The organism is Myxococcus sp. CA039A (assembly GCF_013336645.1).
Taxonomy (GTDB): Bacteria; Myxococcota; Myxococcia; order Myxococcales; family Myxococcaceae; genus Myxococcus; species Myxococcus llanfairpwllgwyngyllgogerychwyrndrobwllllantysiliogogogochensis.
This window is the reverse complement of the sequence record NZ_JABUMQ010000330.1, coordinates 1-12,420: the sequence shown is the minus strand read 5'-3', so window position 1 is coordinate 12,420 and position 12,420 is coordinate 1. Positions and strand designations below refer to the sequence as shown.

Annotated in this window: 8 protein-coding genes; 2 read left to right on the top strand and 6 right to left on the bottom strand. The window is 71.7% G+C overall.

What is annotated here, in order from left to right; genetic code table 11:
- The 5 genes from HR086_RS38245 to HR086_RS38225 form a co-directional block, all read right to left on the bottom strand.
- Positions 1 to 509 (bottom strand): hypothetical protein (locus HR086_RS38245; protein WP_217442112.1); only part of this gene is annotated, 509 nt, incomplete at its 3' end.
- A complete protein-coding gene (locus HR086_RS38240; protein ID WP_254626628.1) occupies positions 509 to 2,482 on the bottom strand; it encodes a protein kinase in 1,974 nt (657 codons plus the stop codon). The genes HR086_RS38245 and HR086_RS38240, both read right to left, overlap by 1 nt.
- 106 nt (positions 2,483 to 2,588) lie before the next feature.
- Positions 2,589 to 3,596, bottom strand: a complete 1,008-nt coding sequence (locus HR086_RS48920; protein ID WP_254626627.1) for a hypothetical protein — start codon at positions 3,594 to 3,596, stop codon at positions 2,589 to 2,591.
- Between the two features lie 105 nt (positions 3,597 to 3,701).
- Entirely contained in the window at positions 3,702 to 4,436 is a 735-nt protein-coding gene (locus HR086_RS38230; RefSeq protein ID WP_174468096.1) for a Dickkopf N-terminal cysteine-rich domain-containing protein, read from the bottom strand.
- A gap of 213 nt (positions 4,437 to 4,649) precedes the next feature.
- A complete protein-coding gene (locus tag HR086_RS38225) occupies positions 4,650 to 6,392 on the bottom strand; it encodes a sigma 54-interacting transcriptional regulator (RefSeq protein ID WP_174468095.1) in 1,743 nt (580 codons plus the stop codon).
- A 133-nt stretch (positions 6,393 to 6,525) separates the two neighbouring features.
- Between HR086_RS38225 and HR086_RS38220 the strand changes: the two genes are divergently transcribed.
- Positions 6,526 to 7,938 (top strand): NAD-dependent succinate-semialdehyde dehydrogenase, encoded by a 1,413-nt coding sequence (locus HR086_RS38220; RefSeq protein ID WP_174468094.1) that lies wholly within the window; start codon positions 6,526 to 6,528, stop codon positions 7,936 to 7,938.
- Positions 7,939 to 7,941: 3 nt separating this feature from the next.
- Here HR086_RS38220 and HR086_RS38215 read toward each other — a convergent pair whose 3' ends face one another.
- Positions 7,942 to 8,946 carry a hypothetical protein gene (locus HR086_RS38215; RefSeq protein WP_373564407.1) on the bottom strand — a complete coding sequence of 335 codons (1,005 nt, stop codon included), beginning with the start codon at positions 8,944 to 8,946 and terminating at the stop codon, positions 7,942 to 7,944.
- Between the two features lie 140 nt (positions 8,947 to 9,086).
- On the opposite strand from HR086_RS38215, the gene HR086_RS38210 reads away from it, so the two are divergent.
- Positions 9,087 to 12,041, top strand: a complete 2,955-nt coding sequence (locus HR086_RS38210) for a sigma-54 dependent transcriptional regulator (RefSeq protein ID WP_174468093.1) — start codon at positions 9,087 to 9,089, stop codon at positions 12,039 to 12,041.
- Positions 12,042 to 12,420 lie beyond the last annotated feature (379 nt).

Genomic DNA, 12,420 nt, shown 5'->3' with positions numbered 1-12,420 from the left:
GTCACCGCCAGCGCCGCCCCCATCCCCGAGCGCCCGTGCTTGAAGTGCCCCACGCCAAAGGGCGCCAGATACCAGGCTCGAGTCAGCGTCGGCGAGGCGGGCACCTCGACCCGTTGCACGGGGTCGACGATGGGCGTCGGAGGCGGGAGCAGCCGAGGACGCCGCTCCGCGCTCAGCTCCGCGATGCGCGTCTGATTCTGGGCGCGCGCATGCTCCACGAACGCAAGGAAGTCCGGCGGATACAGCAGCGGATCCAACACCGCGTCACCGTGCACGGCCAGCCCTCGCACCACCTCGTCCTCCGCGCGGGCGAGCTCTTCTTGCGCGTGGAAGGTGGCCGCGAGCAGCAGGTGCGCCTCCGCCTCCAGCACGTCCCCATCGAGCCGCAGCGGATAGAGCAGGGACTCCAGCTCGGCGCGGGCCCGAGGCAGCTCGCCGGACTGGTAGGCACCGCGCGCGCCGTCGAGCGGAGACGCCGCGAGCACCATCATCACCAGGGCCGCGCTCATCACGGCGTCACGTCCAGCGCCACTTCGAGACGACGACCCGCGACCACGTCCACCTCTCGCTGCAAGGGAGGCGCACCCGCGCGGCGCGCCGTCACCGTGTGTCGCCCATGCTCGACCGCCACCGGACCCGAGAGGGGCGCGACGCCCACCTCCCGGCCGTCCACGAAGAGTCGCGCACCCTCGGGAGCGAGGATGAACACCTCCGCCTTGCGCAATGACAACACCACATCGCGCGTCACCGTCTCCCCGGAAGCGAGCGTCACCTCCAGGCTGACCTCGTCACACAGGGAGTTGACGAAGCGCAACTGGTAGGTCCCCGCTGGCAGCGAGAGTTCACGCACGCGAGGCGTGTAGCCTCGACTCTCGCCATTCACGAACACCTCCGCCCACGGGCGCGCCGTCACCTTCAGCACGGCGGGACGCGCGGGGACGGGGGCTCCCACTTCCACGCTCGTCGTCGGCCCCGGGGACGGAGAGGCATCAGAGCCGGTGGTTCCCATGTCCGGGCTTTTCGTCGGCACAGGGAACTGGGAGGCATCAGCGGCCTCCCCCGTCGTCGAACGTCTCGTCGGCACGGACTTCGCCGAAGCCACTTCCGCCGAACGTCCCCGTGCTCGCCAGGCATCCCGTATCTGGCGGTCTGAGTTCGGCGCAGGCACCTCATCACTCGAGGGAGCACCAGGCGGCGCGGCGGCGGAAGCGGAGGAGCCATCAACGGGCCCCTGCTCCGGGGACACCTGCCCTGACGGAGACTCCACGCCACGCGAGGGCGTCTCTCTCCCGACGCCCTCGGGCGTCCCCACCGCGGGGTCATCACCGGCCCGTTGGGCGGACTTCTCTCGTTCGGCCGTGAGGGTTTCGCTCGAAGGCTCGGTAACGCTCGCCACCTCCACGCCGGAGGACTCAACCCCGCTCCGTCGAGCGAGCGTCCATCCACCCCACCCCACCGCCGCGCAGAGCACGAGCCCCACGCTCGCGGCGCCGGTCCGCCACCCGGAGCGCCTCGGCCGCTCGCGCAACAGCGCCACCACCTCGGCGGAAGTCGGCTCCAGCACCAGCGCGGCGTTGAGCACCTTCGCGGCCCGCGCGCCCTCTCCGCGCGCCAGCAGTCCGCGCCCTTCCCCCAGCAACCGCTCGAAGCGCGCCCTGCGCCACTTCGTGACACCTGCCACCGGGTTCCCGAAAAACTCCCGAGCCACATCCGCGGGCGGTCCCACCCCGCGCTGGAGCAACTCCTCCAACTCCGACGCGAGCACGGCCCCGTCACGCGGCCTGTCCCGCGCGTCCTTCGCCAGACACCGCGCCACCAGCGATGCCAGCGGCTCGGGCGTTCCCGGCACCACCTCTGTCAGCGACGGCGCCTCCTTCGTCATCACCGACGCGGCCAGATGCGCCGCGCCCTTGCCCGCATGCGGCGTCGTGCCCGAGCACAGCTCGAACAAGATGACGCCCACCGCATACACATCCGAGGCGGGCGAGTACGCGCCCGTGTCGATGCGCTCGGGCGCCATGTACGGCAGCGAGCCCGTCACCGCGCCGGTACTCGTGAGTCGCTCCTGGTCCTCCAGCGCGGCGAGGCCGAAGTCCGCCAGCTTCAGCGGCCCTCCCTCCGCCACCAGCACGTTGTCCGGCTTCACGTCGCGGTGGACGATGCCGCGCGCATGCGCCGCCGCCAGCGCCCGGGCAAGCTCCCAACCCAGCACCATCACCGCCTCGGGCGGCACCGGCGAAAGCCTCCCCGCCAGCGCGCGCAGGTCCTCGCCCCGCACCCACTCGCAGACGAGGAACGGACCATGGGCGCCATCCTCGCCGTAGTCGTGGACCTCCAGGACGTTGGGATGATGGAGGGAAGCCGCAAGCTCCGCCTCCCTGCGGAAGCGCTCCGCGCGACCCGTGCCGCCTCCCGGGTGCATCCGCTTCAATGCCACCGGGCGCGACAGCCGCAGGTCCGTGGCCAGGAAGACCGTGGCCATTCCCCCACGCCCCAACTCCCGATCGAGTCGGTAGCGGCCCGCAAGCACCTCACCCGTCATCACCCGGGCATTCTCGGGGAGCGGGCCCCCGCGAGCAACTCGGGGATTACAGCGACAACCGACAGGCCTTCGTGTCCCCCGCCTGCTCGCAGGCTCCCACCGCGCCCCCAGGACAATCCCGGTCCAGCCGGCAGGGCTGCCGACACCGCAAGGCCGCCCCCGACGACAGGCACACGCTACACGGCGAGCAGTCCATCGAGTTCTCGCAGACCTCCCCCACCGACGCCGGCGTGCCCGAGCATGCCTGCACGCAAAGCCCATCCGGAGCGCACTGGTAGCCCGGCTCGCAGAGGCCGCCCCCCGCATTCGGGTTGCACTTCTCCTCGCACCGCAGCCGCTCCCTCGGACACCCCGCGAAGGTGGGACATTCGAACGAGTCCACGCACGCCTCCCCCAGTCGAGGCCCCACGACACACTCGGCGTTCGAGCACCGTCGCCCAGCCCGACACGTGAAGTCCGACGCACACGTCAGGGTGCACTTCGAGTCCTCGCAGGCCGCGGCCGAATCCGCGCACTCACACGCCCGCGAGCACGCGCCGCCCACCGCCACCGTGCTCGAACACCCCGCGTCCGGCGTCCCACACCCCGTGCCCGTACAGCCCGCATCCGGCACCTCGCACCCCGTGCCCGTGCAGCCTCCGTCCCCGGACATCGTCACCGGCACACATGCAGTCAGCGGCTCGGCAGCCTGGGGCACCGCGCCACAGCCGTACCCCGGACGAGCACAGTCCTCGCCACAGGCCCGCAGGCACTGCCCCAGCTCCGTCGCGCACACGGTGCCTCGCGGACAGTCCCGCGCCTCGGAGCACTCCCGCAGGCAATACCCGCCCGGAAAGCCCAGGCCACAGGACAGGCCCGCGCCACACTCCGAATCCGCGCCACAGGCCTCCCCCACCCGCTCCGAGTCCACGGGCTCACAGCCACCCCGCACACAGACCTGTCCCTGGGAACAACCCTGGGACTCGTCGCAGCGGATGCGGATGTCGAGCGGACAGCCCGGCGCGACGAGCAACACGAGCGCGGGCAGCAATAAGAGCAGGAGGAGGCGGCGCATCACCAAGGCCCGGTCGACTCTACGCGGAGGGAGGCTCGAAGCGCAGCCCCCCACACCGAAGGGCCCCGTGCTCCCGACGCGGGAACACAGGGCCGCTTCCGCTCGCTACATGCAGGTGCCGAGGACGCCCGGCGCGGAGAAGCACTGGCCGCTCTTGCAGTGCGCGTTCTCAGAGCACGGGAAGCCGAAGGCACCCGGGCTGCAGAAACCGAGGACCGCGCCCGTGAAGGGCTTCACGCAGCTCCACGACGAGGGGCAGTTCGAGTTGTCACGGCAAATCCCCTGCATGCAGAAGCGGCCCTTGTTGGCCAGGTAGCCGTCGTTGCACACCGCGCCGCCCAGACCCGTGGGGCACGCACCGTCCTCGGCGCACGGCGCGAAGCTGGCGCAGTACGGCTGCCGCGAGCCGTCGTCATCCGGGTCCAGACAGACGGAGTAGTTGTCGCAGCCATCCTTGAAGTCGCTCGTCTCCGGGTTGCACGAAGGCGGGTTGGCCGGGGGCGCCAGACTGCACAGGCCCTCGATGCAGACCTGGTTGCTCAGGCACTGGCTGTTGGAGGTGCACGTCGGCACGTTCTTGCTCTTGCAGTAGGAGGCCAGGGTGCCCGTGTCCTCGGCGTCGCAGTACTGGTCCGCCGCGCAGTTGGCGTTCGACTGACAGCCAAGCGCACACAGGCCGTTGAAGCAGAACTGCCCGGAGGGACAGGACTTGCTCGCGCTGCACAGCGCGCCACTCTGCTCGCTGGGGTTCTCGTCGGGCCCCCCGCCGTCATCGTCCTTCGTGCTGCCACAGCCCACGACCGCCATTGCCAGGAACAGCCCCATCGCGAAATGCTTCATGTTCGTCTCCCCGAGGTTCGGTTGCACCGTGGCGGCCCTCCGCCAGCGTGCGATGACGACCCCCATCGCAACGGGCGTGCCGCGGCCTCGCGAGACACCGAATCGCCCCGATTCCACGGGGTTGCATGACGGCCCTGGCCCTCGGAGGACCCGGCGCCGGGGGAAACGTGCCAGGACTGGCACGCGGACAGGGCCTCCCGAGGAGGCGGCCTGTCAGTCCCCTTCGCCCAGGTAGCGGAACAGCGAGCGCAGACCGATGCCCAGCGCCGCCGCCGCGTCCTTCTTGCTGCCGCCACAGCGGGCAATCGCCTCGCGCACGTAGCGCTGGACGAACGCCTCCCGCGCGTCCTCCAGGGGAACCATCGGCGTGGCGTCACCGCCCAGCTCCAGGTCCTCGGGCCTCAGCAGCTCGTCCGTCGCCAGCACCGCCGCGCGACGCACCCGGGACGCCAGCTCCCGCACATTGCCGGGAAAGGGATGGCCACGCAGCGCCTCCGTGGCCTTCTGCGTGAAGCCTCGCGCCTTGCGCGACTCCTGCGTCAGCACGTGGTGGGCGATGAGCAACACGTCGTCACCGCGCTCCCGCAGCGGCGGCACATCCACTCGCACCTCCTCCAGCCGGAAGCGCAGGTCCGCGCGGAAACCGCCGCGTCGCACCGCCTCCTCCAGCGCCACGTGCGTCGCCGACACCACGCGCACGTCCACCTTGCGCGGCTGGTGCTCACCCAACCTCGTCACCTCGCGCTCCTGCACCACGCGCAAGAGACGCGTCTGGAGCGACAGCGGCATGTCCCCAATCTCATCCAGGAAGAGGGTGCCTCCGTCGGCCGCCTCCACCAGTCCCGCCCGCTCCGAGCCCGCGCCGGTGAAGGCGCCACGCGCGTGGCCGAACAGCTCGCGCTCGATGAGGCTCTCCGGCAGCGCCGCGCAGTTGATGGCCACCAGCCGTCCACGCCGCCCGCTGCGCCGATGGAGCGCCCGCGCCACCAGCTCCTTGCCTGTCCCCGTCTCGCCTTCGATGAGGACGTTGAGTGGGGTGGGACCCAGTCGCTCCACCTGACGGTAGAGCGCGCGCATCGCCGGGGACTCGCCGATGAGTCCTTCGAAGGTCGCGGCTTCGATGCGACGGGTGAGGCCGTCCACCTGCGCGCGCAGCTCCGTCAGTTCGCGCCGGGTCGACAGCAGCAGCGCCGTCAGCGCGCAGAGCGCCATGGCCTCCTCCAGCTCCACCGACGAGAAGGCCGGCGCACCGAGTCGGCGCCCCAGGTACACCACCGACAGCGGCACCGACTCCACGCGCAGCGGCACCACCAGCGCGGAGCCCAGCCGCAGGGCCTCCAGGCTCGGCGCCCTCGCCAGCGCCGCGTCCGCTTCCACGTCCGCCACCCGCACCGGCGCGCCGGACGTCAACACCCGGTCCACCAGGCTGTCCACCACCGCCGCATCGGGGCTGGTGCCCGTGGCGCACAGCACGCGCCGGGGCCCCTCGCGAGAGTCCGCGGTGACGAGGAAGCCCACGTCCGCGCCCACCACGTCGGTGAGCCCCCGCATCGCCACCTCCAGCAGCTCCAGCGGAGGGCGCTGCACGAGCAGCCGTGAGGACAGCTCCGCCAGCACCGCCACCAGCCGACCATCCCGCCGAGGCACCACCTCCGCCGCGTCGCGTGCGACGGGCTCCACCGCGTCGACAAGCTCCAGCTCCACCGTGCCCACGCGGAAGCGGTCCCCGGGTTCCAGCGGCGCCAGGTCCACGCGCTTGCCTCGGACCTTGATGTCGCAGCCCTTGCCCGCCGGGGACACGCTCCAGCCTCGCGCATCGCGGAACAACAGCGCGTGGCTCGGCTTCACACCGGGCGCGCTGAGCACGGCGTCGCAGGTGGCATCAGAGCCCACGGAGACGACGGGCTTGTCCAGCGGGAGACGGCGGCCGTCGGGGAGGACCAGGAGCTGGGGCATGGCGGAGCGGAGCGACTCTGTCGCATATCAGGAATGAGGGAGGCGGGCGCGTGCGGGGCCTGACGCTCCCTCCAGCGAGGCATTGTCCGGACGCATCCGGCTGCTATCACAGGGCCCCCGGAAGGAGCTTCCCATGGCCATCGCCACCATCGACCCGACGACGGGCAAGACGCTGCGCACGTTCAACGCCCTCACCCCGGCCGAGCTGGAGTTGAAGCTCCAGCTGTCCGCGGACACGTTCCGCGACTATCGCCAGACGTCCTTCGCCGAGCGCGCCCGATGGATGCGCCGCGCCGCGGAGTTGCTGGACGCGGAGGCGGAGCGCTTCGGCCGCATCATGACGGAGGAGATGGGCAAGCCGCTGGAGGCCGCGAAGGCCGAGGCTCGCAAGTGCGCCACCGCCTGCCGCTACTACGTGGCCAAGGCGGAGGGGCTGCTCAAGGACCGGCCCATCGAAGTGGGCGGCGACACCGCCTTCGTCCGCTACCAGCCACTGGGCCCGGTGCTGGCCATCATGCCGTGGAACTTCCCCTTCTGGCAGGTGGTGCGCTTCGCCGCCCCCGCGCTGATGGCGGGCAACGTGGGCCTGCTCAAGCACGCGCACAACGTCCCCCAGTGCGCGCTCGCGCTGGAGGAGGTCTTCCTGCAAGCGGGCTTCCCGGCCGGCTCCTTCCAGACGCTGCTCATCGAGACGGCGGACGTGAGTCGCGTCATCGAGGACCCGCGCGTGCGGGCCGTGACGCTCACCGGCAGCGAGGCCGCGGGCCGCTCGGTGGGGGCGTCCGCGGGCAGGTCGCTCAAGAAGGTGGTGCTGGAGCTGGGCGGCAGCGACCCGTTCATCGTCATGCCCAGCGCGGACCTGGCCAGGGCCGTGGAGACCGCGGTGTCCGCGCGCCTCATCAACAACGGCCAGTCCTGCATCGCCGCCAAGCGCTTCATCGTCGCCGAGCCCATCGCCGCCGAGTTCGAGCGCCGCTTCGTGGAGCGCATGAAGCGCGTCACCGTGGGCGACCCCACGGACCCGAAGACGGACGTGGGCCCCCTGGCGACGGAGGGCATCCTCAAGGGCCTGCACGCGCAGGTGGAGGAGAGCGTGAAGGCCGGGGCGCGCCTGCTGCTCGGCGGCAAGCCGCTGGAGCGTCCGGGGAACTTCTACCCGCCCACCGTGCTCGCGGACCCGCCTGCCAACGCGCCCGCCTTCCATGACGAGCTGTTCGGCCCGGTGGCCACGCTGCTGCGCGCGCGCGACGTGAAACACGCCATCGAGCTGGCCAACGCGACGCCCTTCGGCCTGGGCGCCAGCGTGTGGACGAAGGACGCGGCGGAGCAGCGCCAGTTCATCGACGGCGTCGAGGCGGGCATGGTGTTCGTCAACGAGATGGTCGTCTCGGACGCGCGGCTGCCCTTCGGCGGCGTGAAGAACTCCGGCCACGGGCGCGAGCTGGCCGACCTGGGCATCCACGAGTTCCTCAACGCCAAGACGGTGCGCGTGGCCAGCACGTCCGGAGGCGAGTCGTCGCCCAAGGGCCGCGCCCTCAGCGAGTAACCCTCAGCGCGTGCGCACCCGGTCATCGGGCGGGCGGTGGACCTCCTCCAGCGCCTGCGTCACGGCCTCCACTTCAGAGCCCAGTTGCTCCACGCTCTGGCGCAGGCCCAACCCGGCGATGTCCTCGCCGGCCGCGTCCGCCGAGCGCACCCGCAGCACCTGCGCGTACAGCCCCTCCAGCGTGTAGTAGAGCCGCGTGTGCTCGGCCTCCAGGCGGTCCGCCGCCGTGGCCAGCTCCGCGCGCTGTTCCCGCTGGGCGTCGAGCGCCGTCAGCGCGCCTCGCAGCCGCTCGCGCACCACCGCGTCCTTCTCCGCCTCCACCCGCGCCGCCAGGGCCTGACGCTCCTCCTCCAGCCGACGCGCCTCCTCTGGCGTCGCAAGCGCTCGCAGCTCCCGCTCCCGGCGCGCCAGCGCGTGACACCCCTGGCGCAGCGCCTCCACCGTGCGCTCCGGCGCATGCACCACCTCGCGCAGCACCGCGGGCCCCTGGCCCAACTCCGCGAGCAATCGCGAGCACAACGCGTCCACCCGGGCCGTCCTCGGGTCCTCGGAGGCTCCTGAGACCTCGGCCTGCTTCTCCGGTGCCTGCTCCGGCAACCGGGGCCCCGGTTCTTCCGAAGGGCGCTTCAGGTACTTCGCCGCGACGAGGAAGAAGCCCAGCGCCACGAAGACGAGCCACCACAACCGCCGGGGCTGCCCCATCGCCAGGAACAGGCACGTGGTCGCCACCGCGATGAAGGCCGCGGCCTTCCCCGGGTCCCTGGAGCGCTGGGAGGAACGCCGGGTCCGCACCGCGTTGCTCGCGGCCCGCCGGGCCTCCTTCCGCCACTGCTTCTCCCACTGCCGTCGCACCTTGCGAGGAGGCAGGCGACCCGTCTTCCGGACCCACGCCTCCACGGCCGCATCCTCGCGAGCACGCCCTTCCGACAGGGCACCCTCCAACCTGCGCAGGCGCTCGTCCTGAAGCTGCGGGGAGGGAGGCGGAGGTGACTCAGGAATGCGGGGCACACGGTACGATAACGACTTCACCTCGCGACGAGGGAGGGTGAGACTTCGGGGCTAATCCGGGGAAATGCTCAATCGTTTGCATTCTCCCTGGAAAAGGCCCATGAGATTGCGTCCGCGGGGGGCACAAGGGGTTCGGTGTCGTGGAGAGCATGGAGGAAAAGGGGGAGCGCGGGGAGTTGGGCCCTGACGCCATCCGCGCCCTGCGTGGAGGGCACAGTCGTGCTGCCTTCGCCCGCATGCTCGGTGTCACCCCGCTCACCGTGTACCGCTGGGAGCTGCCGGAGTCGGCGCCCCAGGCGCGCAAGCCCCGAGGTCGGGTGGCCCAGTCGCTGCGCCAGCTGCTGGACGCCGGTGGCCTGTCTGGTGTGTCCCGGCTCCCCTCCCTGTCCCGTCAGCCCCTGCGTCCCGAGGAGAGCGTCCGGCTCCAGCCCTGTCTGGAGCGCCTGAAGCGGGCGGAGTGGCGCGCGGCGGAGGAGGAGCTGCTGGAGCTGGGAGCCTCGGGCGTGTTGAAGACGCCGGGCGCACGGGCCCTGGCGGCGGTGGGACTCGCCCACCTTCAACGCTGGGGACGCGAGGACAGCCGGGGCGCCTTCGCCACGCTGCTGCCGCACCTGGGCGAGGCCGAGACGGGCCTGTTGCCGGAGTGGGTGGAGCTGCAGGTCCACGCGCTCGCGGCCAACCTCTACGCGTCACCGGACGGCAAGCTGTTCGACGCCACCAGGTCCGATGCGCACGTCGCTCGCGCCGAGGCGTTGATGGCGGAGCATCCGGACGCGGACGCGCGCTGCCTGTTGCGCATGGCGCAGATGGCGGGCGCCTTCTACCTGGGTGAAGCCGAGCGGGTGGCGCGCTACTCCGGCCGCGTGGCGGAAGCGCTCGCGGGCGTGACGGACCCGGCGCTGCGCCTGCTGGCCGAGGACATCTGCGCGCACGAGGAGGCCATCCGGGGCGAGGCCACGCAGGCCACGCGGCGCTTCCGCGAGGTGGCACAGGGCGCGGCGCGGCTGGGCTATGCCTTCCTGGAGGCGCGCAACCTCGCCTTCCTCGCGCAGCGCCGCCTGGATGAGGCGTGCGAGCCGGAAGAGGCGCTCCTGCTGGTGCGCCGCACGCGCGAGGCCGCGTACGGCGGACGCATGGCGCGGGGCTTCTCCTTCATCTTCGCCGCGCGCGCGGAGGCCGAGGCGCTCCTGCGCCTGGCCCGCTTCACGGAAGCCGAAGCGGTGTTGGACGAGGCCGACGCGGTGGTGGCCGAGCTGAGCTGGACGCCGCTGCACCTCGCGGTGACACGCGCGCGGCTGTGGCTGACGACGAGCAAGCCCGCGGAGCTGCGCCGGCTGGCGGCGAAGCTGTCCGCGTATGACGGCTCCATCCAGCGCTCCCTCACCGGAGCCTATGCCCTCTTCGTGGAGGCCATGGCGGACCTCTCCAGCGGCCCCGCCGAGCACGCCGCCGCGGGCTTCGCCGCCGCCGGTGCGCGAAGCATGGAGCTGGGTGGCTGGCCCTACCTGCGTCGCGAGTGCCTGCTGTACGAGACGGCCGCGCGCGTCTACGCGGGCCACCGCGAGGAGGGCCGCGTGGTGCTGCGCCGCACGCGCGCCTTCCTGGAGCGGATGCCGTCCGCGTGGCACTCGGCGCTGCTGCACCGTTTCGAGGCCTTGTTGCTGGTGCTGGAGGGTCGCACCCGCGAGGCCCGCGAGCTGCTGGAGGCATCGCTGGGCACGTTCCGCCTCTCCGGCGACGTGTGCATGGCGGCCTACACGCGCAACCTCCTGGCGTGGCTGGCGAAGCACGAGGGAGACCCCGCCGCCGACGAACTGCTCGCCGCCAGCGAGGCGGAGCTGCGCCGCCTGGGCGGCATGACGCCGCCGCCCAACTTCATTCCCCCCTCGGTGCGTCCCCCCAGCGCGAGCGCTCCGGGCACCGACAGCACTCCCGCGACGCGACTGGGCGCGGAGGCGCTGGTGGTGCCCTTCGAGCGGCTGTCCGTGCGCGGCATGGGTGCGCCCCTCATCCAGCGTGAGCTGCTGGGCGTGCTGGAGGGCCTGTTCCCCGGCTGCGCGCCGCGCCTGGAGGAAGTGGACTCCCAGGGCCGCATCACCCTGCTGGCGGGGCTGGGCACCGTGCCGAGCACGGACGAAGTGGAGTTCGGTGACGGCTGCGGACGCAGGCTGAGGCTGGGCGTCGCCGGGCCCCTGCCCGCGGATGGCCGCGCGCTGCTCACCGCGCTGTCACGGCTGGGCGGCTTCGCGCTGGAGGTGGCGACCCTGCGCGGCTTCGCGGCAGTCGACGTGGAGGCGCCAGGCCCCAACGAGTCTCCGGCGGAGGAGACGGCCCGGGACGCGGAGCTGCCGGGCTTCATCGCCGCCTCGCCCTCCATGAAGCGGATGCGCGTGGAGCTGGCGCGCCTGTCCGCCAGCCGCTCCACCGTCATCGTCACCGGCGAATCCGGCGCGGGAAAGGAAGTCGTCGCGCGAGCGCTGCACGTGCTGTCCACCCGCTCGCAGCGCCCCTACGTCGCCTTCAACTGCGCCGCAGTCCCCAAGGAGCTCTTCGAGGGACAGCTGTTCGGCTACCGGCGCGGCTCCTTCACCGGCGCGGCATCGGACCACCCGGGAGTGCTGCGCGCGGCCCACGGCGGCACCCTCTTCCTGGACGAGATTGGCGAGCTGCCGCTGGACGTGCAGCCCAAGCTCCTGCGCGTGCTGGAGAACGGGGAGGTGTTCCCCCTGGGCGAGACGCGGCCGGTCGAGGTGGATGTGCGCGTGGTGGCGGCCACGCACCGTGACTTGAGCCAGCTGGTGCGCGAGGGCCGCTTCCGCGAGGACCTCTACTACCGGTTGCAAGTGGTGCCGGTGCGAGTGCCGCCGCTGCGCGAGCGCCGCGAGGACGTGGTGGCGCTGGCCAGGCACTTCGTCCGTCAGCTCACGCCCGAGGGGCAGACACCGCCAAGGCTGGGACCGGATGCCCTGGCGACGCTGATGGCCCACTCCTGGCCCGGCAACGTGCGCGAGCTGCGCAACGTCATCGAGCGCTCCATGGCCTACGGGCCGCTGCCGACGGTGCTGGGGGCAAAGCAGATGCGCATCGCGGGCTGAGGGTTGAGGAATCATCCCCAACCCGCGATGCGCCCCGCCCTGTTTCCCCACACCCCTGTGGGAACCCTACGAAGGCTCTGGAAGAGGTCACGCTCCGGGCCGAGGAGGGGGGGAACCGCGGCCCGAAGCGCAGTGCTGCTTCCAACGTAGCCTCTAAAAGAACACACCCACGGGCCAAAGAGGGGGGAAGCTTCGACCCTGGGTGCCGGGACCACTCGAGAGCGGTCACCTGTTCAAATCGTGTGTCGCCAGCCTCCGAAGAGGTCCGTCGCTCACTGACCATTCGTTAAGCACCATACGTGCCAGCCCTTAGGCCAATGGATCTGCTCAATGGAAATCATCCGATCGGGTAGGCAAAGGGAGCAGGTATATCCAATGG

What these genes read in the sequence shown, in the direction of transcription:
- HR086_RS38220 (WP_174468094.1), top strand. Translation starts at nt 6,526, where the DNA reads ATGGCCATCGCCACCATCGACCCGACGACGGGCAAGACGCTGCGCACG.
- HR086_RS38240 (WP_254626628.1), bottom strand. Translation starts at nt 2,482, where the DNA reads ATGGCCACGGTCTTCCTGGCCACGGACCTGCGGCTGTCGCGCCCGGTG.
- HR086_RS38225 (WP_174468095.1), bottom strand. Translation starts at nt 6,392, where the DNA reads ATGCCCCAGCTCCTGGTCCTCCCCGACGGCCGCCGTCTCCCGCTGGAC.
- HR086_RS38230 (WP_174468096.1), bottom strand. Translation starts at nt 4,436, where the DNA reads ATGAAGCATTTCGCGATGGGGCTGTTCCTGGCAATGGCGGTCGTGGGC.
- HR086_RS48920 (WP_254626627.1), bottom strand. Translation starts at nt 3,596, where the DNA reads ATGCGCCGCCTCCTCCTGCTCTTATTGCTGCCCGCGCTCGTGTTGCTC.